Source organism: Acinetobacter sp. YH12094 (assembly GCF_013419295.1).
Taxonomy (GTDB): Bacteria; Pseudomonadota; Gammaproteobacteria; order Pseudomonadales; family Moraxellaceae; genus Acinetobacter; species Acinetobacter amyesii.
The window spans coordinates 1-25572 of the sequence record NZ_VPAK01000014.1; the positions used below are offsets into that span (position 1 = coordinate 1).

Genomic DNA, 25572 nt, shown 5'->3' on the forward strand with positions numbered 1-25572 from the left:
AGATTCATGCACGTGTGGCCGTGCTGAATAGATTTACAGAGTTAGGTCGTCCTCATACCCGAGTTGTAACTTAAATTTGAGTGAGTTGGCGGATGCTTCAAATTATAAATCTTTGTGCAACAAAGCCTTTTAAATAATGTAATTGAAGATACGCTAACTGAGAAAAATGCCATGTCTACAGAGCATTTATTTTAACTTTAAGCTGTATATTGTCTTGCTCAAATAGCAGGGTGTTTTTACACTGTTTCGGGTTTGTACTCGAACAACATTTGATGGATATCGATGTTTTAATCTTTTGCGTGCGATATAAACTCGCCCATTTTTTATGCTTGACGAATTTTAATAAGGAAATACTTTGTCTACGTTTAAATCGAATGAATCAACATCTGAATTTGAATTAAGTGATGATGAAATGCATTTATATAGCCGTCAAATATTGCTTGATGGATGGGACATCGATGCACAAGAGAAGCTAAAACTTGCCAATGTACTCATCGTAGGGTGTGGTGGAATTGGGTGTACCACAGCCGAATTATTGGCACGTGCAGGCGTCGGACAAATCACTTTAATCGATGCAGATCGAATTGAAATCAGTAATTTACAACGACAAATCGCGTATACCAAAGACGATGTGGGTTTTTATAAATCAGAAATTTTGGCTAAACGCTTAAAAGCGATTAACCCGCATATCCGAGTGCAAAGCTATACCACAAAATTAGATGAAAGCAACGCAAAGACATTGATTTCACAGCAAGATTTGGTTCTCGATGGTTGTGATAATTTCAGCACGCGTTATTTGGTCAATGTGAGCTGCGTAGAAAATAATGTGGCGCTGATTAGTGCTTCAGCGATTGGTTTCCAAGGGCAACTGTTTATGGTCGAAGGAAACGCGGCATGTTATGAATGTCTATTTCCAAAAGAACAACAAGCCAATGAAAGTTTGCGCTGTGCAGACTCGGGTGTGCTTGCAACCACACCAAATGTTATGGCAAGTTTGCAAGCTCATCATGCTTTGCTTTATTTGGGTTTAGGAAAGACAGTATTGAAACAAAAACTTTTGTTGTGGGATGGTCTGTCAATGAAACAAAAAATTCTCGCTTTTGAAAAAGATCCCGATTGTCCAATCTGTCAGGCAAGATAAAGCAGCAAGCCCTTATTTTTTTGCTACACTCACGTTAATTATTTTTTTCTAAGACATTATGAAAAACAATATCTGGTTAGATGGAATTCGCTCGGTTGCCCGCATGGGTGAGACCGCTGTCGTTGCGGCAAAAGCCGGCTTTAAATATGCAACTGAAAAACCAAGTAACGCAAAATTAATGCGTGAAACTTTTGAATCACTAGGTTCAACCTATATTAAATTGGGTCAATTTATTGCCAGTACACCTTCTTTATTTCCGCGTGAATATGTAGAAGAGTTCCAAGGCTGTTTAGATCAGACACCGTCATTGCCGTTTAGTTATGTGCAGCAGGTATTGGCTTCAGAATTTGCTGGTCGTAATTTAGATGAAATATTTGCTTCAATTGATGAAAAGCCTTTAGCTTCTGCATCGATAGCACAGGTACACGCTGCTAAATTGGTCAGTGGTGAAAATGTTGTTATTAAGGTGCAAAAACCGGGTGTCGAGACGATTCTCTATACAGATTTAAACGTTTTACATTGGGCAACCAAACTGGTTGAAAAAGCTGTACCTAAAGTTAAATTTGCTTCACTTGCAGATATCGTTGAAGAAATTAAAGTTCGCATGGTACGTGAGGTGGACTTTATTGAAGAAGCTCAAAATCTTGATGACTTTGTGAACTATCTGAATGTAACTCAAAACAAAGCCGCGACTGCACCAAAAGTTTATCACCAATATTCAACACGTCGTGTCTTAACGATGGAGCGTTTATACGGCGTACCATTGACTGATTTTGATGTGGTTAAAAAAGTCGCTAAAGATCCATCGCAAGTTTTGGTGACAGCGATGAATACATGGTTTGGCAGCTTGATGTTATGTAATAGTTTCCATGCAGACTTACATGCAGGCAACCTGATGCTGCTAGAAGATGGTCGAGTTGGCTTCATCGATTTTGGTATCGTGGGCCAGTTGAAACCTGAAGTGTGGACAGCATGTATTGCGTTTATGGATGCCCTACAAAAAACTGACTACAACTTGATGGCTGAAAATATGCTGAAAATGGGCATGACGGCTGTCAAAATTGATACACAAGTCTTAGCTGCCGACTTAGAGCGCTTATTTAGCGGTGTGCTTTTAGCTGATCCACAGGAATTATTAACCTCGAATCCTGCCGATTTGAATGACATCATGATGGATATGGTACAAGTCGGAGAGCGTCATGGTATTCGCTTCCCACGTGACTTCGCTTTATTATTCAAACAAATGTTGTACTTCGATCGCTTTATGCGCATCCTTGCGCCATATACCGATATTTATGCAGACCAGCGTATTCAAATGGTGCAGACTATGGACCCTAATTTATTGTTGAAGCAATAATTTAGCCGCAAGATATAAATAAAATCCTCTTGCTTAAACAGGAGGATTTTATCGATGTTTAAGATTTTATTTTGAGTTTAAGAATGGACGCAATTATCATTGAAGGTTTGAAAGTTGAGACTGTCATCGGCTGTTTCAATTGGGAGCGTCAGATTATTCAGCCTTTGATGCTCGACCTCAATATTCAAACCAGTTTAGCGCAGGCGGCTCAGTCAGATGAGCTTGAAGATACCTTGAATTATGCTGAAATTTGCGAAATATCAGCCAAAGTCATTCAAACTGCTCAACCTAAATTGATCGAACATGCAGCAAAACTGGTGATTGATGCACTTTTTGCTACCTATGACAGCATTGAATCTATTATGATTAGCATCCGGAAGCCTGCCATTATCGCGCAAGCCAATTCTGTAGGAATTCGTCTTGAACGCCACCGAAACGATTTTCGCCCTAGCTCTGGCGAGTAATTTCAATCCCAAACCGCATTTTCAACAGGCTTTACGTCAAATTCAGGCTTTGGGTCATGTTGAATTTTCCAAAATTTATGTGATTCCTTGTCGTGATGGCATTGGGGCGGATTATTGGAATGCAGCTTGTTTGGTGAAAAGCAGTTTATCTGTAGATGAAATCAGCACCTTACTGAAAAAAATGGAAGCAGACTCAGGTCGTGTTCGTCCGTCTCATAATATCGCTTTGGATCTGGATCTGATCGCGTGGGGCGAAAGCTTAGCGCACATGCAATTTAATCCGAAAAAACTGCCTTTAGCACTCGATGTTAAAATACCAATGTTCGACATTTGGAAAAATGAGATGTTTGAACATCCAGCACATCAATTTCCTATGGTGAGTTGCCAAAAAGTTTTAGTGGATTGAGCGAATGAAACGAAATGTTTTCAATGCACATGAGTGATATTTCAAACTGACCTAACTATGCTAGATAAACAATAACAAAAATATTCAAATCCTTTCATGGTATGCGCTAGCGTATAGGCTGTCGCAGGATTACATTATCTTTTTAGCTTCAAAATAATGATATGAACTGGACGGATCTGATTCAGCACTATGGCTATATTGCGATTTTTATTGGCACATAGTTTGAAGGAGAAACAGTGCTGATGATTGGCGCCTATGCTGTACATCAACACATACTTCATTTTCCAATGTTGATTGCGGTGGCGATACTAGGCAGTTTTATTGGTGATCAGTTTTATTATCAAATGGGCGCTCGCTATGGGCAAAAACTTATCCAATCAAATGCGGAATTTGCACAAAAATTTGATCGTGCGAGCCAGTTTATTGAACGTTATCCTATTTTGACCATTTTATTTATGCGCTTTGCTTGGGGTTTTAGAACTATTTTACCTATTGCAGTCGGTGTGCGTGCTTATCCTGTTTGGAAATATGTGCTGATTAATCTAGTTGCCTGTTTTATTTGGGCGATGTTGGTCGCAACGATTGGCTTCCAAATCAGTCATTATTTACATCTATTTTGGGCGAAAATGCTGCCTTATCATCAAGATATTTACATCGTTATTGCCGTTATTTTATGTATCGTATTCTTCCGTGTGCTCTATACGGTGTTGAAGTGGTGGCGTAAGCATCATCAACATTGATAAGGTGAACGTTGGTTGATCTGATAAAGTCGTCAAAACATAATTAAAAGATTTAAAGGGATATTTAGTGAGAGCAATATGGGCTTAGGTTATGGTGCAGGTGCGGGAGGTTTCCTTATTATTTGCTTTGCGATTTTGGTGCTATTTATCGTCATTGCGATTTGGTTGAGTTGGAATAATTGGTATAAAAAGCAAAAAAATCGACCATATAAAGTAAATGCGGCACTTAAAATTGGCTTATCTGGCGTATTGTTTTTTCCTTTATTTGTTGCAGTAACGCTTGGATTGTTCGTGATTTCAGGTCTTCGTTCTGACTATGTAGAGTGGCAGTATCAAAAGAAAATTTATATACAGTTGCAGGAACCCTTAAAATTTGGAGAGGTTGTACTGCCTGAAGGCACGTGGATTAACCGATCATTTGAAACCGACTATACTCTGGAACAGATGACTGATATTCGTCAAGGTCTGACTTCGGCTCGTTTTCCAGAGCTTATTCAAATAGCTGGATTTGATGTGATTGCTTTTGAGCTTCATCGTCATTTATTGCTGGAATTGGCACATGATCATACTGTTGTGATTAATAACCAAAAGGAAATTTGTCCGGCAGGATGGCTGCTTGAATTAGGTGGATCAGGTTATCCGTCCACTGAGCAACTTTATAGTTTGAATTTTGATTGGTTTACACCAAGTCGATGGCAGCCTATAAACTGTTTTGATGGCGAAGGAATTATTGTATTAGAGTCAAAACATTACTTATGAAAAAGCCTGCATCATTGCAGGCTTTTTGTTCACTATTTATAAAACTTAGCGACAATCGTTAGAAAAGCATTAAATGTAATAACTGGTTTTGGTCATCAGCTTTGAAATACCAGTCATGGCAATACGAACTGGAACAGGAAGGTCTACGCCACCTGCATTGAGTGCTGTATCACGGTGATGAAGCTCATCTTCATTCATTTGCACTAAGATTTTACGTGAACGTTCGTCTTGTTCAGGAAGTTGGCGGATGTGGTCTTCTAAATGCAGACTCACCTGACGCTCAGTTTCAGCGACAAAACCTAGGCTGTATTTATCACCGGCAATACCCGCCAATGCGCCCATTCCAAAAGAAAGGCCGTACCAAACAGGGTTGAGCAGGCTAGTATGGCTGTCTAATTCTTTTAAGCGGTCTTCACACCATGCTAGATGGTCTTGTTCTTCAATCGCTGCTTGTTCCATTTCGCGGCGTACATTAGGCAGTTTTGCGGTGAGGGCTTGGCCATGATAAAGCGCTTGGGCACAAACTTCACCACTATGGTTGACCCGCATTAGACCTGCCACATGGCGTGCTTCGCTGACTGCAAGTTGGGTTTTTTCAGCAACAGACGGATTTTCACGATGTGCAGCTGTTGCTCCGGGAACTAAACTACGTAAGGCTTGATCAAAAGAATGAATAAGTTTGTCGATACCTGTAAATTGACGCATGGATTAATCCTCCAAAGAGACTTACGTAGTTTTAAGCAAAGGTTTGATTCGTTTTAACAGCCAAATACAAAAAATGGCGCTAAGTACAGCAGTCGTGCAGAAAAGTATTTTAATATCAATCTGTAATATGCTCAAAATAATAATACAGAATAAAGCAGAAGATACCATAAATACCGCATTTAAAATGTTGTTTGCTGCAACTACACGGGCACGATGTGAGCGAGGCGAATAGGCTTGCATCATGGCATATAGTGGAACAATGTAAAAACCACCACTAATACCTAATAAAGTCACTGCGATCATTACATGGTAATAGCTCCACCCTTGGTGAAATACTTCTGAAAGGGTAATAAGTGGGCCAGTTTGAGTCGGGACGAGGGTCAAACTAAACGCTAAATACAGTGCAAATACCGTTAAACCGACAGCACCGATGGGAACCATCTTAATATTGACTTGAGTGCCGCCCAATTTACGACAAAGCAATGAACCTACGCCCACACCGACAGAGAAAAAGGTCAATAGCAAGCTAACGACATTTTCAGAGGCATGTAGATTTTGCTGAGTCATTTGTGGAATTTGGGTGAGGTAGGTTGCACCATAAAACCAATACCATGAATTACCGAGTAAAATTGTGAAGACTAAAGGCAAGCTTTTAGCGTATTTGATGGTTTGATAACTTGTTCGAAAAAAATTCCAGTCGATCTTTAAATCTGGGGCAGTCACATTTTGCTTAAGGATAAAACGACTTGAGATATAACCCAAAATAGCAATGCTTAAGACTGTCAGGCTGATCCAAGTGAGATTGCCATTTGAAGATGCAATGACAGTTCCACCTAAAATCATACCGATCAAAATTGCCATGGATGTACCAGATTGGAATAAGGCATTTCCAGACATGAGTTCATTTGGCTTTAAAATTTCAGGCAAAATGGCATATTTGATTGGACCAAAGAAGGTGGAATGGATTCCCATCATAAAGAGTGCCAATAACAATAACCAAATATGTCCCGTAATGAAGCCCAAACTCCCAATCATCATGATGATAATTTCTAAAATTTTGATACCACGGATAAGTTGTGAACGTTCAAACCGATCTGCGATCTGTCCCGCTGTCGCTGAAAATATAAAGTAGGGTAAAATAAAAAGTAATTGAGCTAGATTTGTAAGCGTACTTACTTGAAATGCTTGCTGTTGAATTAGTCCATAAGTGATAACGAGTAGTAAAGCCTGTTTATAGACATTGTCATTGAGCGCCCCAAAAAATTGGGTCAAAAACATAGGCAGGAAACGGCGTGTACCTAGCAGATGTTCGTTGTTATTCATAAGCGTCTTACTACATTAAGTTTTATTAAGAAATGTGAGTGATTGGTAAAATCTCTAAAAAAATCATGTAATATGTTTTTGAGTTTGGGGATGGCGAAAAACCAATAGATATAAGATCTTTAGCTCTACATCTGATTGACTAAGTCCATTACATAATGAAATTTGTTAGAGTTTGCTATGCCTGCAAAAATCAAGTTTAAAAAAACAATGCTTCATCACAGTATGGCTCACTGCATACGACAGCATCATAGCAATAAAAGTCTATATATGAGCATCTTTTTGACCTTGTGTGCTCAGCATAGTTTCGCCCAAACTCCCGCGGAAACTGTTCCAACCTCTGCAGATACAAAAGCAGAGATTGTTACTGAAATCAAGGATGAGGCTGTAAAGCAAGGGCTGTCGACGCCTGAAGCAATTGAAAAAATTGAAAATATAAATGAGCCGGAAGAATCTGTTGATAGCATGAAAATGCTGCAAGAACAGCAGCAAGCAGGAACACAACTACAAGAATTTAAACCCATTGAGTTTGAAGATTTAGAAAACTTACCCGTGACACCTGTTGATCAAAACATGGCGAATGAAATCTTCCAAGTTGCTGAAGAAGCCAAACGTCAGGCGCAGGAGTACCGTGCGACACAACAAACAGAAGTTGCTGTTGCGGACATTACCCAAAAAGAGTTAATGGAAATTAACCAAGCGCCAGTCAATATTGATCAGCTCATGAGTGAAATTCGCTCTGATAATGAAATTAGTGCAACACAAAATGAAAATGCCAGTACTCTGCAAGAGCTGAATAATCCAACTGTGGAAGATGATGCAGAGTCGGGTATTTTCAAGCGCTTATTATATAAAGTGCGTCCGCCACGTCAGATGAATACGGCAAAAGTGCCACGAATTAGTGCGGATGTTGAAATTACCTCAGCACATAATACCAGTCAGACTTCGAGTAAGGCTTACGGTGCGGCGCTGGAAGATCTCAAAGCCAATATTAAAGGCAAGCTTTCAAGTTTTACTCAAGAGTCTTTTAGCGATTTTCCATCGGCTTTGCCTCAATTACGCAGCTTGTCCAATCAAGCTGCACAAGCTGTGGGCTTCTATCAGTCTGAATTCAAATTTGAAAAAGTGTCTGATAGTAAAGTTCGTGTATTGGTTACACCAAATACGCCTGTGCAAATTCAAAAGCAAAATATTGAATTTTCAGGGGCTGGAGCAAATCAAGCTCAGTTTCAGGTGATTGGTGTTTTACCAGATCAGGAAGAAGGTGACATTCTTAATCATGGTGAATACGAAACGACGAAAGGCCGAATTAATGATGCAGCAACTAATAACGGTTATTTCGACTCGTACTGGCGTTTGCACGATGTAAGAGTGGCTCAACCACAAAATACAGCCGATATCAATTTGCGATTTGAAACGGGTGAGCGTTATAAGCTTGGCGAAGTCGAATTTCGAATGAGTGATCCGAATGCAGAGTTTCCATTGGATCGCGATATTTTAGAAAGCTTAGTGACGTGGAAAGACGGTGCTGACTATACTTTCTGGCGTGTGAATGGTTTGGCTAACAACCTGACCAACTCTCGCTATTTTAACTACACCTTAGTTGATGCGATTCGACCAGACCCAATTGAAAAGCCGCTTGAACTGCCACCAGATATTCAGACCTTGGTCGATCAAAATCAGTTGTCTGAAAGTTCACAAGTAGTGAAAGACAAAACGGAAGTGATGTCGAATAAGGAAGTCACGCAAAAAGTGGTTGATGAAGACCAATTTGCGGGGGTGAATGATGCAGAGCAATCATCTAAATTACGCAGTTTGCAAGATACGCAAGATGCCAAACAAGCAGAACAAGAACGTTTAAAAGCGCAAGCACGTGAAGATAAAAAAGTCCCTGTGATCGTGACGCTGAATGCAGACAAGTTGAATAGTGCAGAAATTGGTGCTGGTTTTGGTACCGACACTGGTACACGTGTTCGTGGCCAGTATCGTCGTGCCATTGTAAACAAACGTGGTCATTCTTTTGACGCCAACATGGAAGTATCCAAAATCCGTCAATCGATTGATGGTCGCTATAACATTCCATATAACCATCCATTAAATGACTATGTCAGCTTGGTCGGTGGTTATGAGCGTGAAGAACGTGACGATGTCGGTCAAGGCGTCAATCTTTCGATTGAATCTGCTGTAGCTGGGGTTGACCGGATTATTAAAAACCCACGTGGCAGTTGGCAGCATACCTTTGGTTTACGTTACCGTTTGGACCGTATTACCGATGACGGCCTAAGTCCTAGTGATGACATTCCAGATGCGTTCTTGGTAAATACCAACAATGAACAGCAGTCTTTGATGTTTGGCTATGAAATTTCTCGAACCGACTCTGATAAACGTGTGAATCCGAGTAAAGGGATTAAGCAAACCTATAAAGTTGAAGTCGGAAGTGAAAGCTTACTTTCAGATGCTGACATGGCGATCTTGAATGCGGGCTGGCGCTTTATTTATTCATTGGGTGAAAATGATAATCACCAGTTCGTGGGGCGCAGTGATTTAGGTTATATTCTGACAGAGAACTTTGATAAAGTTCCTTATAACTTACGCTACTTTACCGGTGGTGACCAAACCATTCGCGGCTTTGACTATAAGAGTTTAGCGGCCGAAGAAAATGGCTATAAAATTGGTGGTCAAGTCTTGGCAACGGGTTCATTAGAATATAACTACCAATTTAAAGAAGGCTGGCGTGCTGCGGTCTTTAGTGACTTTGGTAATGCGTACGATAAAGACTTCAATACACCGACTGCATATAGCGCCGGTGTGGGGATACGTTGGGCTTCTCCAATTGGCCCAATTCGTTTAGATGTCGCTACCGGACTTTCTGACGACAGCAAACCAATTCGTTTACATTTCTTTATTGGTTCACAATTATAATTTTTAGGTGATGTGTTTTTTATGACTGAACAAGAACAGCAAGAACCAGAAAACGAAACGCCGGTAGAGCAACTGCCGAAGAAGCGTCGTATTCTTCGAAGTGTCATTTTGACCTTCGTGTTCGTGCTTATCTTTTTGGTGGCTGCATTGGCGGTCATGTTCTCTACAGACAAAGGCAGTAAGTTTTTACTTGACCGTGTTCTGGAACGTCAGCAAATCATTCACTATGAATATGAAGGTGGTAACCTTTGGCGGGGCATTATTTTACGAAATGTCCTCGTTACGCTAAAACCTGTCGATGTAAAAATTGACCGTGCCGATATTACACTCGGTTGGCGCGCCATTATTAATAAAGAAATTCATTTAAATAAAGCAGATGTTAAAAATCTGCAAATTATTACCAAGACCCCACCTAGCGATAAACCTTTTGCATTTAGTGAAATCCGTCTGCCGTTCGTACTTCGTGTCGATCATGCAGATTTAGATCATATGCTGATTAAAACGCATAGTTCAGGTGTGGATTTTTATGACATTGAATTAAATGAAGCGCTTTGGTCAGGGACGGAATTAAAATTCGAAGATACCCGTATGGATATGGGGTATTTGTCTGTGCGCCAAGCGTCTGGGAATATGAAGTTTGAAGACAAGTATCCGCTAAATGCTGTGGGGATTGTCAATTTACCTTCACTACGTGAAAGCTTGAATATTCATGATATTCAAGTGGTGGCTAAAGGATCGTTGGATACAATTCAAGCCGGTGTGGCAACACATACCCCAGATCTTTTAACTGGTTGGGCTGTGGTCCATCCGATGCGTCCACATGTTCCGATGTTTGGTGCACTCAAATTTAAAAACTATCATTTACCTTTACTGACTGAGCAAAAGCTCTTTGCTAAAAATGGTCTGGCAAAATTCAATGGGGATATTCAGCGTCTCAATTTAGATTTAGACACGGACCTGAGCGGGGCCAATATTCCTGAAGGTAAATATACTGCGCTCATGAGTACGGACTTGGTCAACCAACTTGATATTACTAACCTAAATGGTCAAGTGATGGGCGGCGCTGTCAATTTGGGCGGCGTGGTGAGTTGGAAAGATCAGGTTACTTGGGATGTAAGCGGTCGTTTAGATAAAATTAATCCAAAACATAAGTTGATTCCGCAGGTGGTTCAAGATTTTCTACCTGTGAGTTTAAACAGTAATATTGCGTCCAAAGGCACCCTTGAAAAAGGCATGCACCTGACGGCTTTGGTAGATTTTGATCAATATGAAACTTGGAATTTAAAACTCGATCAAGCGCCTGCCAAAAATAATAAAGCTCAGCCGATGCTGATGGATGTGTCTTGGAAAAATATAGACCGTGCAGTGCCATATGTTGGATGGTTGAGTAGTGATTCGGGCAATGTGCAATTGGCGCTTACAGAAGGTCAGCAGAACATTAATGTGGCGACCACCGTGTCACGACATGAAAAAGGTGCTCTGCCTGCTGGACAATATCAAGCCAAACTGAATTTGAAAAATAACAATCTCAATGTCCCTGCCTTTAGTTATGTGGCCGACAAAGGTCAGCTCAAAGGTAACGCAGTTGTAGAATTGCCTGATCAAAAACGTATGCTGAAATGGCAAGCCAATGTACAAGCACAGCAGTTCAATCCACAAACCATCGTGGCTGCTGCGCCTGTCGATCAAATTACAGGGTCATTAAAAGCCAATGGTTATGCAAAACCAAATCAACAGATTATTCAGCTGAATAATATTGATTTATTAGGCCGACTAGCACAGCAAAATGAAACGGTTCACTTAACAGGTCAATCTACTGCTGCGCTGACTTTCCATGATGAGAAACAAGGGGGAGGCTTTAAAGCTTTTGCTGTGAATTATGATGGTGGCCTCAATGCAAGCCAAGTTGCCGCAAGTAAAGGCAGTTTGATTTTCAAAGTATCTGGCACACCTGAATTAATTAAAATAGCCGAGCTGCGTCATGATGGCGTGGCAGGTAAAATTTCTGCCAATGGACAAGTTTTACTACAAAAAGCCATTGGTTGGGATATCAATGCATCACTGGTGCATTTTAAGCCGCATTATTTTGCCTCAAATGTACGGGGTGAATTATCTGGAAATTTAAAAACCAGTGGTGTGTGGTCAGATGCGCTAAAACGTATTCAAATTGAACGTCTGAATTTGGCAGGTATGATCAATAACAAACCTGTCCGTGGTCAAGGTAACTTGGCGATGGTGATTAATTCAAATCAATCTGGCTTTATGCCAAAACAGTTTGAAGCGAATAATTTACTGTTGGCTTATGCCAATAACCAAATTCAAGCCACTGGTAATGCACAAAATTTACAATTGAAAATTAATGCACCAGCGTTATATGAAGTTTATGCAGGCCTACGTGGACGTGCTTATGGCTACTTAAATGTTCAAGCACAGCCACGACTGCAAGCATCTGCCAATATCGCAATAGATGATTTTGCATTTAATAATTTATTCAGTGTGAAAAAAATACGGGTGCAAGGCGAGTTGCCAACTTCTGCGACTTCACCAAGTTTATTAACGGCAACGATGGATAATTTACGCAGTAACAACCGTGAGATTGTGAAAGGTCAAATTTCACTGGCCGGTACACGTAATGCGCATTTATTAAAAGTCAGTGCTGAAAATAAATTATCAAAATTTTATGTGCAGTTAGCCGGTGGTTTCAACGCACAAAATAATTGGCTCGGTCAGATTCAAAAAGGCGATTTTGACTCCTTGCGTACACGTCTTGTGCAGCGTCAAAATGCATCGATTATTTACAACACTGCACAGTCTGACTTATTTGTTGGCGCGCATTGTTGGATGAGTCAGCAAAGCGAATTATGTTTTGATCAGCCGATCCGTGTGAATAAAAACCGCGGCAATGTATCTTTTGTGACAAAAAACTTAGACCTAAACGACTTTGCTGCCTTTATGCCTGAAGGCCTGGCGATTACGGGTAAAGTGAACGGTTATGCAAAAGCGTCTTGGGCGAAAGGTGCAAAACCTAAAATTGATGCACGATTAGTGACTCGTGACGGTTTACTCGGTTTAGCAGCAGAAGACCCACAGTATTTAGCATCCACTTTAAAATATGATGAAGTAGGTTTGATTGCGAAAAGTGTCGCTGAAGGGCTACAAATTCGACTCGATACCAAAGCTCCTGATATTGGTACAGGTTATGCCAATATTATTATTGATCCGTATAAAGCCAACAAACCGATCCGCGGTGAAGTGGCCTTTAACCAAGTTCAATTAAAAATCTTAAAACCATTTATACAAGATGTCCGTTCAATGGGCGGTACATTGTCTTATGCGGCAAAAATTAGCGGAACATTGTCTCAGCCTTTAATGGATGGTGAGATTCGAGTGAAAAATGGCTCGATTAGCATGATTTCATTGCCTGTAAACTTGACCAATATTCAGTTGTATTCTGCTGTGCGTCAAAACTACGCGACGATTGATGGTGCATTTAACAGTGGGCGTGGTGTAGGCAAATTAACCGGAAATATTGACTGGAAAAATGATCCACGTATCCAGTTGAATTTAACGGGTAATGAAATGTTAGTCCGTCAAGCGCCATTGATCACCGCTGTTGTAACGCCTGATTTATCTTTAGATGTGCTGCCTTTCAGTAAGAAATTAACCTTAAAAGGTAAAATTGATGTGCCGCGCGCATTGATTTCGATGCCAGAATCGTCTGCAACAGTGGTTGGGGTATCTTCAGATGTACGTGTGGTACATGAAGGTGATAATCAACTTGAAATCTTAAAATCAGCACGTCCTTGGGATATTCGCGCTGACGTACAGGTAAATATTGGTAATCAAGTGATTTTTCAAGGTTTTGATAGCCGAATTCCGTTGATTGGTCGTTTGAATTTGACACAACGTGGTTTAGAAACAGCAATGCGTGCCAATGGTGCAATTGGTGTTTCTCAGCGTGTGAAAATCGAAGCTTATGGTCAAAGTCTGGACTTGAACCGTGCGATTGCCCGTTTTAATGGACCATTGGCGAACCCTACTTTAGATATTGATGCCAATAAAGCCGTGCAAGGCAGTACTGTTGGTGTTCGTGTGACAGGTACAGCATCAAGCCCTGCAATTCAGGTGTATAACGATGCAGGTCTATCTGAACAAGAAGCCTTAAATGCCTTAATTACAGGTCGTATCAATGAAGGAAGTTCAGGTTTAAGTCAGGCGGAAGGTTTCCGTTCTGATGTGAACAACACGATTGCTGCAGCCGGTATTAGTATGGGCTTGGGTGGTACACGTGCATTGACCAATCAAATTGGTCGTACATTTGGTTTGAGTGGTTTGGCATTGGATGCTCAAGGAACAGGGGATGATACTCAGGTTTCTGTGACGGGTTATATCACACCTGACTTATTCATTCGTTATGGCGTCGGAGTATTTACACCTGTGAATAAATTGACCTTACGTTATCAAATGAATCAACGTTTGTACTTGGAAGCGAGTCAGTCTTTAGAGCGTGCAATCGACTTGTTCTATAACTGGCGCTTCTAAGAGAAGTCAAAATTTGAGTATAAAAAACGCAGCTTAGGCTGCGTTTTTTATACAAATGATGAGCTGAGATATCAATCTTTAAACGTATCATTCAGTGCCTGTTGTACCGCTTCAACACGAGTCTTGCAGGCTTTATAGGCTTGCATCGACTCTTCAACGATTTTCATAAGATTATCAATATCGGGTTCTTGCTGAGATTCGAGTAATTCAGCATTACGTTTTAAAACTTCATAGCCTTCTTTAAAACTTAGAGTATCAGTCGTCATGATTTTTTACCTGTATATGTTGAATGTCAGCCGTGATGATGCCGTCTTGCATTTCAATTTCAATCGGTGAATGCGTTGAAGGCTGAAGATTTTTCGTTGCGCGAATGGCGTGACCTTGCTGCCGGACGATGGCATAACCTTTGGAAAGCACATGAGCAGGGTTTTGCAGTAAAGTCTCACGCATGAGTATTTCAATATTCTGTGCAGCTGTTTTAAGTTGTAACTGAGCAAAATAAGCAGTGTTATCTTGGTATTGCTGTAAGAGCCGAGTTGAGTCATTGATTTGACTTTGAGACAAGGTCTTTATGACCTGTAGTAACTGATCATTTTGACTTTGATACAGGGCAATTTGATGTTGAGAGCGCAGTTGAATGCTTTGTAATGCCTCTAAAACTTCCTGAGTTCGCTCAACAATATGATTACGAATACCCCCAATCACTTTACTCGGGGTGTCGAAAGAACGATGTGCAATTTCATCTAAGATCGTACGGTCTTTTTCATGGCCGATACCGACCCAAATTGGCACGCTACGCTTAGATAGAAGTGCAGCCAAATCATAATCATTCAGATAAGCAAGATCGTTAACGGCACCACCACCACGAATAATCACGATCAAATCTGGCGCAGTTTGAAAGTCATTGGCCCATTGTCTTAAACCCAGTGCTAAAGCATCTCGGATACTTTGTGCTGCGGTATTTCCTTGAAAGGTTGCAGCATGATAGACAAATTCACACACGCCAGCATGTTGTAGCGCATCTGCATCTTTTTTAAAGTCACCTAAGCCAGCCGCATTTTCAGGCGCAATAACCAAGACATGCTGAATATCAAATGGCGCAGGCAAGTTTCGATTTTTATGAATCAGACCTTCGCTGGTGAGTTTTTCTAAAATTTGTTGATAGCGTCGAGCCAGATCACCCAAAGTAAAACTCGAATCAATTTCTTCGATATTGACTGAAAAGCCGTACTGCGGGTCAAATTTGGCACGCACTTTAACCAAGACATTTAAGTCACGACTGAGCTCAATGCCGCTTTCACGTTCAAATTTTCCGACAACTTTATTTGCAGTAAATTTCCAAATTGTGGCCTTACAACTGGCAATGACTCTATCACTTTCTTGTTCTTTTTCAGCCAATTCTAAATAGTAATGTCCACCTTTGATGTTTAAATTTCGAATCTCGGCTTTGACCCACACGGCATCATTAAAAGCCAATTGAATGACTTCTTTGACCGCAGATAGGTATTCGCTCAGCGTTAATTGAACATCAGACATAATTTAAAATAGGAGAATATAAAAATGAATATTCATTTAAATACTAAATAAATATTCAGCAATTGCAAATGATCATTTCGGTTAAAACAATAGAAGGACTAAGCGGCGCTACAACATAGCGTTTCAATCAAACGTTTTATTTCACACGGAGCAGTTCGTTCCAATTACTCAGGTAAGCGGGGGAACACAGATTTTTTTTCATCCGCCATGTTGCAGCATCGTCCTGCGCTAAGCCGATCGAGACAAAATGATGCCCATATTTTTTTTGAATATCGTCGATGGTGTCGGACAGTTTCAAACGGCTTTGTCTTAACGCCATATCGCAAAACAAATCTGGGGTAAAGTTTTGTTTTGGAATGATTTCTAATAACACCACACCGGCTTTTTTATATTTAAATCCCGCTTTAAAGATTTTTTCGGCGGCACGCGTTGCTGCTTGGGTGATACTAATTAAGTCATCGGTATGCTCATTCAGTGTAATGGCCAGATAAGGTGCGTATTTTTCAGTAGAATTAAAGCGACTCGTTTGAATAAACACTCCCACCATACGACATAGAGAATGATTTGCTCTTAAACGTGTGACGGCTCGCGCGATATATACACGAATAGAGGCTTTAATATCTTCCAGTTCGTAGACTGGCTGACCATAGGAACGACTACTGATAATTTGCTGTTTGCTCGGTGCTTCTTCTTCAATAGACAGACAAGATAGACCTTGCAGTTCCAAGACGGTTTTTTCCATCACCACACTAAATTTTTTTCGAATATCTTTAGGCTGTGCATTGATCAGATCTAAAACATAATGAATGCCAAGCTGATTCAGGGCTTTTGTATGATTCCGACCGACGCCCCAAACTTCATTGACTGGTGTCTGCGCAAGGAGTTGTTCTGAGGAACAAGGGTCCATTTCAACTAAATTGCACACACCGTTCAAATAAGCATTTTTTTTGGCAAAATGGTTGGCCATTTTGGCTTCCGTTTTAGAGCGACCAATCCCGACACAGCAGGTTAAACCTAGCCATTTTAGGATCGTATCTCGTATTTCTTTGGCATATAGGCTCAAATCAAACAGTTCTTGATAGGCAGTGAAATCTAAAAAACACTCATCGATCGAGTAAACTTCACGGTCTTCGGGGCCGACATACAGGCCTAAAATATTCATAAATCGATTAGACATTTCGGTGTAGAGAGCATAGTTACTCGACAACACCTGAACATGATGCTGTTGGATTAAATCCTGAATTTGATAGACCGGCACAGCCATTTTAATCCCGAGGTCTTTGGCTTCCTGACTTCGAGATACAACACAGCCATCGTTATTGGACAGCACGACGACAGGGACATTATTCAGCTTTGGGTTAAAGACACGCTCACAACTGACGTAGCAGTTGTTAAGGTCAACTAACGCAAATATTTTATTTGCAGCTTTCATTGTGAATTCTTGTGTTTAGGTGTGTGATGAGCGCTTATAAAATTGCTTTAAATTAAAGGTCACAACACCCTGAACAATGATAGATTCGCTATCTGAAGGGATAATATGCGCATAGGCTGGATTTTCTGCTTTTAGCCAAATTTTGGGTAAGACTTTATTGGGGTCACCAAAAATGTCGGCAATTTCTTCTTTTGACATTTTTGCGGTGATCATCAATCGCTTTAAGGTGATTTCACGATTATCAATCAGTGCAACCACGATATCGCCATGTTTGGCTTCTAAGCTACGATCGACTAAAAAAGTATCATTAATTTCAAAGCCGGCATTGAGTAAAGACTCGCTATCGACATGCGCAATAAATGTAGCGAGCGGGTTAATTACCAAATAATCATTTAGGTCTAAGACTTTTTCAAAAACATCTTTATTGGCGAAAGCTGGGCCAGCAGGAATACGTTCCAAGGCAACGGGAAGTTCAATATGGGTATTTTTCTGAACAGGCTGAACATTGAGCGAAGAATCCAAAAATGGATCCATAGATAGTTCTTGAGATTGCCTTTCAAGCAGGGCATTGATGGTGGGACTGGGTTTGCCATCTGCGCCCATGAGCTGTTGCAAAGACGACCAAGCTTCGTCCGAAAAATAAATCGGCAGTTTTTTTGACATATTTTGCTCCTACGCAACGTGGCGTGTTTGAAGAAAAGTACTTTTTTAGCATACGCGTTGAGCAGGTCATTTTTCAAATTTATAAAACCTTTAAAATCAAAGCTGCGACAAGTTTAGTCGTTTTAAATATTGCAAAAATCATCATCAGTTCAAAGAAAATGACGTTCTGTATTTTGAACATAAGGCACATTGCTGCCTAATTACAGAAAGTGGAATGACAACTAAAAATTTCAATAAACAACTCGTTTATTTGGCACAAACTTGGTAAGTTAAATTTTTATATTCAGAAATAGACTTGATGAAAAATATATGGATTTTAGCTGCACTGACAGCATGTATGGCGGGTTGTAGCACAACACAGCAAACTGAAACTACATCAGAAAAAATTGGTATGGCAAATCCAGCCAGCCAGTATTGTGTAGAACAAAAAGGTAAACTTGAAATTCGTGATGAAGCAAATGCTCAGGTCGGGTATTGCCATCTGTCAAACGGACAAGTGGTTGAAGAGTGGGCATTATTCCGTAGTAGCCAAACTGAATGTGTAGCTGATAAGGCTAAGACGCTGATTGGTCAAGCAAAATTGACTGAAGATCAGATCAAGGCGATTAGCCAAGCTCAAATTGTCCGTTTAGTAAAACCTGGGCAGCCAGTAACAATGGATTATCGTGTAGAGCGCGTCACCGTCACTGTAAATCCAATCAATAAAAAGATTATTCAAGCAACTTGTGGTTAATTTAAACGCATAAAAAAGGCCCGAAAGGGCTTTTTTTGTTTGTTCGGCTATGACTAATTTAAATGACAAATCCATTACGATCTTTTATATTGCCCCTCGTAAGGAGAAGTTCATGAAAAAGTTATTTGCTTTATCCGTTATGGTGGCTTTGGTCGGCTGTGCTGAAAAAAAACCATTAACCCCTGAAGAGCAGTGGCAGGGTTACTGCCGCAGTGTAGGTAATGCTGCACGTACGATTATGTTAGATCGTCAAAATGCAATTGAAAAAGACAAAGCAGTTGAGCATGCCAACAAAATTGAGGATGAAACCACCAAAGGATTTATCCTGAACATCATTGATGAAGTTTATGCCTTGCCGCAAGCTGAGATTAATACTGATGTTGAAAAAGCACGTGAAAAAATTCGTGCTGAGTTTACTGAAAAATGTATCGCAACACCGCATACTGAAATGCCAGATTACAAACCGTTCTAAGGAGCGGTTTTTTTATGCGAGAAAAAGCGTAAAGCAAAACCTAAAGGCTGTATTCATCAGCGAGTAGTTACAACGGGGCAACTATCCGTCGTTTAGCCATATGATTGAGTTCATACTTATTTCGCGAATGCATATTTCTCTTCGGGTTACTTGGAGCATGAGATGCTTAAAGATTTAAAAATAGCCTAAGCAAAGCGAAATACAAATTGTGACAACTTGCTAAATCATAAATATAGAAAAGCAAATCTTTTTAATGAATAATGAAATGGAGAATAAAAAAACAGTAGAGGAGCAGAATATGGACGTTATAGGTTATATGCATCACTCAGATCTACTCCTAGAAGATGAACAAGGCGTAGCAATTATCGGTGGTGGGAACTATGTGCTCAGCATTGGAGATAAAGTTACATTACGCCAAAAAGTAGATGAATTTTCTCAGCGTTATTTGGTCGATATCAGCTTTGCAAGTAATCAACATCAAACCACATGTCAGGACGAATGGTGCCTCAGATTTACAGGCGATCGAGCAGAACTTCAGCAATATATCACTGCAACCACTGTCCACTAAGGTGGAATATCCAATACAGATAAAAACAGGCAACATTTAGTTGCCTTTTTTTTGATGGTTAATTTTAGTCAAAAGTTAATATGCGCAAGAAAAGCGTGTTCTAAGTATTGATTTTGCTTAATGTATAAACGATATGAGGATCATTTATTTATAAAATAACGGGCATCACGAAGAAACACTTGTAGTGCATTAACTTTTAACTGGAATTTTAGTAAAATTTAGCAGTCCATATTATTTGCGTAGCTTTATTTAAAGCAGGAATGCGTAAATAATTTTTTAAAAAAGAGGAATAACACCGTGCTAGAAGCTTACCGCCAACACGTTGAAGAACGTGCCGCACTCGGAGTCCCACCGAAGCCACTTGACGATGCTCAAACAGCTGCATTAGTTGAATTATTAAAAAACCCACCAGCTGGCGAAGAAGCATTTTTAGTTGATTTACTAGAAAACCGTGTTCCAGCGGGTGTTGACCAAGCTGCATACGTTAAAGCTGCTTTCTTAGCTGCTTTGGCAAAAGGTGAAGCGACTTCTCCACTAGTAACTAAAGAACGTGCGGTTTACCTACTAGGTACTATGCTTGGTGGTTATAACGTTGCTCCTTTAGTTGCACTTCTTGATGATGCAGAGCTTGGTGAATTAGCTGCTGACGCACTTAAGAAAACTCTTCTTGTATTTGATGCCTTCCACGACGTTGCTGATAAAGCAAAAGCGGGCAATGCGAATGCACAAGCAGTTATGCAATCTTGGGCAGATGCTGAATGGTTCACTAGCCGTAAAGACGTTCCTGAAGAAATCAAACTTACAGTTTTCAAAGTAACTGGCGAAACGAACACAGACGACTTGTCACCTGCACAAGACGCGTGGAGCCGTCCAGACATTCCGTTACATGCTAACGCAATGCTTAAAAACGTACGTGACGGTATCAATCCAGAAGTTCCTGGCGAAGTTGGTCCACTTAGCCAAATCAAAGAGCTTATCGCGAAAGGCAACCAAGTTGCTTACGTAGGTGACGTTGTTGGTACTGGTTCTTCTCGTAAGTCAGCAACTAACTCTGTACTTTGGTTCTTTGGTGACGAAATTGCTCACATTCCGAACAAAAAAGATGGTGGTTATTGCTTAGGTTCTAAAATCGCTCCGATTTTCTTCAACACTATGGAAGATGCTGGTGCATTGCCAGTAGAAATCGATGTTCAAAACATGAACATGGGCGACGAAATCACGCTTAAAATCGACCACGCTGCTGCTAAAGTAACTGCGTTCAAAGACGGCGTTCAAATCGCTGAATCTGAACTTAAAACTCCAGTTCTTTTAGATGAAGTACGTGCTGGTGGCCGTATCAACCTTATCGTTGGTCGTGGTTTAACAACTAAAGCTCGTGAAGCTCTTGGTCTTGCACCTTCAACTTTATTCCGTACTCCAGTTCAACCTGCAGCTACTGGTAAAGGCTTCACTCAAGCTCAAAAAATGGTTGGTCGCGCTTGTGGTCTTCCTGAAGGTCAAGGTGTACTTCCAGGTACTTACTGTGAACCTAAGATGACTACTGTTGGTTCTCAAGATACAACAGGTCCAATGACTCGTGACGAACTTAAAGATCTTGCTTGCCTAGGCTTCTCTGCTGACCTAGTTATGCAATCTTTCTGTCATACAGCTGCGTATCCAAAACCAGTTGACGTTCAAATGCAGCACACGCTTCCTGATTTCATCATGAACCGTGGCGGTGTTTCTCTACGTCCAGGCGATGGTATTATCCACTCTTGGTTAAACCGTATGCTTCTTCCAGATACAGTTGGTACTGGTGGTGACTCGCATACTCGTTTCCCAATCGGTATTTCGTTCCCAGCGGGTTCTGGTCTTGTAGCGTTCGCTGCAGCGACTGGTGTTATGCCACTAGATATGCCTGAATCTGTTCTTGTTAAGTTCAAAGGTAAAATGCAACCTGGTATCACTCTACGTGACCTAGTACATGCGATTCCTTACGTTGCGATCCAAGAAGGCGACTTAACTGTAGAGAAAAAAGGTAAGAAAAACATCTTCTCTGGCCGTATTCTAGAAATCGACTTAACAGAAATGGAAACTGACTTAACTGTTGAGCAAGCGTTCGAACTTTCTGATGCTTCTGCTGAACGTTCAGCTGCTGGTTGTTCTATCACACTTTCTGAAGAGAAAGTTGCTGAATACCTTCGTTCAAACATCACTATGCTTAAGTGGATGATTTCTGAAGGTTATGGCGATGCGCGTACTATGGCTCGTCGTGTTGAGAACATGGAAAAATGGTTGGCTAACCCAAGCCTAATCAAAGCAGATCCAGATGCTGAATACACTAAAGTGTATGAAATTGACCTTTCTACAATTACTGAACCAGTTCTTTGCTGCCCGAACGACCCAGATGACGCTAAATTGCTTTCTGACGTTGCTGGTACAAAAATTGACGAAGTATTTGTTGGTTCATGTATGACTAACATTGGTCACTTCCGTGCGGCTGGTAAACTTCTAGACAAAGTTCCTGGTGGTTCTTTATCTACTCGTCTATGGTTGGCTCCTCCAACTCGTATGGACGAACGTCAATTGATGGAAGAAGGTTTCTATAACATCTATGGTAAAGCTGGCGCTCGTACAGAAATGCCAGGTTGTTCATTATGTATGGGTAACCAAGCACGTGTAGCTCCGAACACTACTTGTGTATCGACTTCTACTCGTAACTTCCCGAACCGTCTAGGTCAAGGTGCGAACGTTTACTTAGCTTCTGCTGAGCTTGCTTCTGTTGCTGCTGTACTTGGTAAATTACCAACTCCAGCTGAGTACCAAGAATACGCAGCTCAAATTGATAGCATGTCTGCAGACATCTACCAATACTTAAGCTTCGACAAAATGAGCGACTATACTGACGCTTCTAAAGATGTTGATACTAAGAAAATTGCTGCGGCTCAATTAAGCTAATTTGTTGAAAAATAAATTAAATTGAGTTAAAAATGAGGGCTGAGTAATCAGCCCTTATTTTATTATTAAAAGTATATTCCGAACTTTATACGTGTTTAAATTTAGTTAATTAGAATATTGTAAGTTGACTTCTGTCACTAGGTTTAAATTACTTTTAGAAAATATTAAGAAATAAATGATATTAAATTCACGGATTAGTTATGAACTTTAGAATGTATTTTTTACCTTTAGTTATTATAATTTTTTTAAACTCTTGTACCTCAAGCTCATCTGAACCATTAATTTTATCCGAACAGCAAGAGAAAAATACTTTGAATGAATATAAAGATATGCTGGAAAAGAAAAAGTATGAAGAAGCATATAAAAAATTATTAATTTTAGAAAATGTAAATAATATCAGTAGCTATGCTAAAAATGAGATTGGCAATTTTTATGAGAATGGAATTTATGTCGATAAAAATTTAGAATTAGCATTAAAATATTACGTTGAAGCTAGTAATAAAAATTATATTCCAGCTATTTATAATGTAGGAAGAGTTCGATTAGAACAAGGATATTATGCAGAAGCAGCATCAATTTTTAAGACGATTGAAAATGATAATTTCGCACCAGCTCTTAATTTAATAGGTGTGATGTATAATTATGGCTATAATTATGATGTAGATTTGGAAAATGCGCTGAAATATTATAAGAAGGCTGCTTTGCTAGGTAATCCAGATGCGCAGTTTAATATTGGCCAAATGTATTTTAAAGGGAATGGCGGTAATGAGGATTTTAAGGAGGCTTTCAAATGGTATACTTTGTCAGCAAATCAAAATTATTCTCTAGCGAAAATCCAATTAGCAACATTATATTTTAAAGGATATGGTGTGGAAGCTAATATTAATACAGCTATTAATATAATAAAGCCATTAGCAATAGATGGCCATCCAGATGCTATTTATAACTTAAGACTTTATTATAAAAAACTAAGTAATTCAAAAGATTATGAATACTGGGATAAAGTATGTAAAAAAACCCATGATTGTGATATTTGACTTTAAATTTTTTTAGAAGCGATAGGGTGAAAATTTATTTAAAAATCTAGATGATTTAGCTCATACTAGTTTCAATCAAGAATTTACTATTGGGTGTAGATTTCGGTAAAATATTAGTGATTTAAGTGATGATGTGAAAATGCCCAAACAATCCCGCTTCCTCTGCATCGGTGGTTTCCTCAACGGAACCCAAGTCAAAGACCAAGGTGACAGCTTTGTCTGTGTCGAAAATGGTAAACAGGTGACCTACTTCAAAAAAGAAATCTTTAACCAAGATGCTTGGGATCAAGATTACTATGTCTGTGAAACCACCAGTGATAAAGAAGCGCATAACTGGGTATTCGACATCAAATAATATCTCAAAAATCTTTCTTTATAGTCATAAATAGCCAATGCTCAGCACATCACATGCGCTGAGCATTTTTATTTATTTCACTTATTAGGCTTCAAAAATGTGTAGTAGAAGAAGGGGGGTAAATAGCTTATTTACATTTTTCTAGCTGAAAAAACTCCAATGATTATGTAAAAAGGTAAATAAAATTCAGCACTTAAGATTAAATTATGAATTATGAGCTAGATGCTTTTTTGACAATTGTCGTGGCGGTATTGGTTTTATTTATCGGTTATTTCTTCGTACACAAAATTTCAATCCTGAAAAAATACAACATTCCTGAACCTGTAGCAGGCGGTTTGGTCGCTGCGATTATCACATTTATATTATTTAAAAATTTTAATATCACCGTAAATTTTGATGCCAAAATTCAGCAAATATTCATGCTGATGTTCTTTACCTCTGTTGGCTTGAGTGCAAGTCTTGGAAAACTCAAAGAAGGCGGCAAGGCGCTCGTATTGTTCTTAGGTTGCGTGATTGTTTTTGTCATGCTGCAAAACATCGTTGGTATCAGTTTAGCCAAAATTTTAGGATTAGATCCGCTCATCGGCTTAATTACAGGCTCAGTCACATTAACTGGCGGTCATGGTACAGCAGGCGCATGGGGTACAGTCTTTGAACAAGATCATGGTATACAAGGTGCAGTCGTACTCGGTATGGCAAGTGCAACCTTCGGCTTGGTGATTGGAGGCATGATGGGCGGGCCAGTGGCGAAATTCCTCATCCGCCGTTTTCAGTTGGCAGAAGAACTTGTACCGACAACAGGACGTAATGAAGCACCGCCTGCATCTGAAACGGCGCCTTTCGAATATCCTGAAAAAACTCGTTTAATTACCGCAGATGATGCCGTCAAAACGATGGGGATGTTTGCCATCTGTATCAGCTTTGCTTATTTCATGACAGAGTTTGCTCGTGGACAGTGGTTTGAATTACCTACCTTCGTTTGGGCTTTAGCGTGTGGTGTATTTTTAAGAAACACCCTTGAACTTGGCTTTAAAATAGAAATGTTTGACCGCTGTATCGATGTATTTGGTAACGCATCCTTGGCATTATTTTTATCCATGGCGCTGATGTCATTGCAGCTCTGGTTATTGGCAGATCTTGCATGCCCACTGGTGATTATTTTACTGGTACAAACCCTCGTTTTAGCACTGTATCTGTACTTTGTAACTTTTAGAATCATGGGAAAAAGCTACGATGCAGCGGTACTTTGTGCAGGGCAGTGCGGCGTAAACCTCGGTGCGACGCCTACAGCGATTGCCAATATTCAGGCGGTGACCAATACCTATGGACCTTCACATAAAGCCTTTTTGATCATACCTTTGACAGGGGCGTTTTTTGTAGACATTGTCAATGCTGTGGTCATTCAGATAACGATAGGCTTCTTCGGTTAAAGCTGTATATACTGCTTAAAAAATGCTAAAGCATCTAGAGAGGGTGCTTCAGC

General features: G+C 40.1%; 21 protein-coding genes. 15 read left to right on the forward strand and 6 right to left on the reverse strand.

Going from position 1 to position 25572, the window contains the following annotated elements; translation table 11 throughout:
• Positions 1-412: 412 nt before the first annotated feature.
• The 6 genes from FTU34_RS11485 to FTU34_RS11510 all read left to right on the forward strand — a co-directional run bounded on the left by FTU34_RS11485 (position 413) and on the right by FTU34_RS11510 (position 4867).
• Entirely contained in the window at positions 413-1141 is a 729-nt protein-coding gene (locus FTU34_RS11485; protein WP_180035801.1) for a HesA/MoeB/ThiF family protein, read from the forward strand.
• Between the two features lie 58 nt (positions 1142-1199).
• Positions 1200-2498: an AarF/ABC1/UbiB kinase family protein gene (locus FTU34_RS11490; protein WP_078193949.1), complete on the forward strand. Its 1299-nt coding sequence runs from the start codon at positions 1200-1202 to the stop codon at positions 2496-2498.
• Between the two features lie 83 nt (positions 2499-2581).
• Positions 2582-2962, forward strand: a complete 381-nt coding sequence (gene folB, locus FTU34_RS11495) for a dihydroneopterin aldolase (RefSeq protein ID WP_168377722.1) — start codon at positions 2582-2584, stop codon at positions 2960-2962.
• Positions 2919-3368: a 2-amino-4-hydroxy-6-hydroxymethyldihydropteridine diphosphokinase gene (locus FTU34_RS11500; RefSeq protein WP_078193947.1), complete on the forward strand. Its 450-nt coding sequence runs from the start codon at positions 2919-2921 to the stop codon at positions 3366-3368. The genes folB and FTU34_RS11500 overlap by 44 nt, the downstream gene beginning before the upstream one ends.
• A gap of 242 nt (positions 3369-3610) precedes the next feature.
• On the forward strand, positions 3611-4108 hold the full coding sequence (locus FTU34_RS11505) for a DedA family protein (RefSeq protein WP_180035800.1): 498 nt from the start codon (positions 3611-3613) through the stop codon (positions 4106-4108).
• A 78-nt stretch (positions 4109-4186) separates the two neighbouring features.
• Positions 4187-4867 (forward strand): hypothetical protein, encoded by a 681-nt coding sequence (locus FTU34_RS11510; protein WP_180035797.1) that lies wholly within the window; start codon positions 4187-4189, stop codon positions 4865-4867.
• 69 nt (positions 4868-4936) lie between these two features.
• Here the strand turns inward: FTU34_RS11510 and coq7 are convergent, their stop codons facing one another.
• Positions 4937-5572: a 2-polyprenyl-3-methyl-6-methoxy-1,4-benzoquinone monooxygenase gene (gene coq7, locus FTU34_RS11515; RefSeq protein WP_180035796.1), complete on the reverse strand. Its 636-nt coding sequence runs from the start codon at positions 5570-5572 to the stop codon at positions 4937-4939.
• Between the two features lie 21 nt (positions 5573-5593).
• On the reverse strand, positions 5594-6895 hold the full coding sequence (locus tag FTU34_RS11520) for an MFS transporter (RefSeq protein WP_180035795.1): 1302 nt from the start codon (positions 6893-6895) through the stop codon (positions 5594-5596).
• 177 nt (positions 6896-7072) lie between these two features.
• On the opposite strand from FTU34_RS11520, the gene FTU34_RS11525 reads away from it, so the two are divergent.
• The gene (locus FTU34_RS11525) at positions 7073-9814 is read left to right on the forward strand and encodes an autotransporter assembly complex family protein (RefSeq protein ID WP_180035794.1); all 2742 of its coding nucleotides are present in this window, start codon (positions 7073-7075) and stop codon (positions 9812-9814) included.
• Between the two features lie 21 nt (positions 9815-9835).
• Positions 9836-14356, forward strand: a complete 4521-nt coding sequence (locus FTU34_RS11530; protein WP_180035793.1) for a translocation/assembly module TamB domain-containing protein — start codon at positions 9836-9838, stop codon at positions 14354-14356.
• Between the two features lie 71 nt (positions 14357-14427).
• Here FTU34_RS11530 and xseB read toward each other — a convergent pair whose 3' ends face one another.
• From xseB to FTU34_RS11550, 4 genes are all read right to left on the reverse strand, one after another.
• A complete protein-coding gene (gene xseB / locus FTU34_RS11535; protein ID WP_078188551.1) occupies positions 14428-14622 on the reverse strand; it encodes an exodeoxyribonuclease VII small subunit in 195 nt (64 codons plus the stop codon).
• Complete coding sequence (gene xseA / locus FTU34_RS11540; protein WP_180035792.1) at positions 14612-15892, reverse strand: exodeoxyribonuclease VII large subunit; 1281 nt, start codon at positions 15890-15892, stop codon at positions 14612-14614. The genes xseB and xseA overlap by 11 nt, the downstream gene beginning before the upstream one ends.
• Before the next feature lie 136 nt (positions 15893-16028).
• Complete coding sequence (locus FTU34_RS11545) at positions 16029-17324, reverse strand: Y-family DNA polymerase (protein ID WP_180035791.1); 1296 nt, start codon at positions 17322-17324, stop codon at positions 16029-16031.
• 15 nt (positions 17325-17339) lie between these two features.
• A complete protein-coding gene (locus FTU34_RS11550) occupies positions 17340-17987 on the reverse strand; it encodes a LexA family transcriptional regulator (RefSeq protein WP_180035790.1) in 648 nt (215 codons plus the stop codon).
• Positions 17988-18285: 298 nt separating this feature from the next.
• On the opposite strand from FTU34_RS11550, the gene FTU34_RS11555 reads away from it, so the two are divergent.
• The 7 genes from FTU34_RS11555 to gltS all read left to right on the forward strand — a co-directional run bounded on the left by FTU34_RS11555 (position 18286) and on the right by gltS (position 25519).
• On the forward strand, positions 18286-18720 hold the full coding sequence (locus FTU34_RS11555) for an I78 family peptidase inhibitor (RefSeq protein ID WP_180035789.1): 435 nt from the start codon (positions 18286-18288) through the stop codon (positions 18718-18720).
• A 112-nt stretch (positions 18721-18832) separates the two neighbouring features.
• Entirely contained in the window at positions 18833-19192 is a 360-nt protein-coding gene (locus FTU34_RS11560) for a hypothetical protein (RefSeq protein WP_078193938.1), read from the forward strand.
• Between the two features lie 298 nt (positions 19193-19490).
• Complete coding sequence (locus tag FTU34_RS11565; RefSeq protein ID WP_078189189.1) at positions 19491-19760, forward strand: hypothetical protein; 270 nt, start codon at positions 19491-19493, stop codon at positions 19758-19760.
• Between the two features lie 297 nt (positions 19761-20057).
• Positions 20058-22697: a bifunctional aconitate hydratase 2/2-methylisocitrate dehydratase gene (locus tag FTU34_RS11570; RefSeq protein ID WP_180035788.1), complete on the forward strand. Its 2640-nt coding sequence runs from the start codon at positions 20058-20060 to the stop codon at positions 22695-22697.
• A 200-nt stretch (positions 22698-22897) separates the two neighbouring features.
• Positions 22898-23734 (forward strand): tetratricopeptide repeat protein, encoded by an 837-nt coding sequence (locus FTU34_RS11575; RefSeq protein WP_180035787.1) that lies wholly within the window; start codon positions 22898-22900, stop codon positions 23732-23734.
• Positions 23735-23873: 139 nt separating this feature from the next.
• A complete protein-coding gene (locus FTU34_RS11580) occupies positions 23874-24089 on the forward strand; it encodes a hypothetical protein (RefSeq protein WP_180035786.1) in 216 nt (71 codons plus the stop codon).
• 206 nt (positions 24090-24295) lie between these two features.
• Positions 24296-25519, forward strand: a complete 1224-nt coding sequence (gene gltS, locus FTU34_RS11585) for a sodium/glutamate symporter (RefSeq protein WP_180035785.1) — start codon at positions 24296-24298, stop codon at positions 25517-25519.
• Positions 25520-25572: the final 53 nt, after the last annotated feature.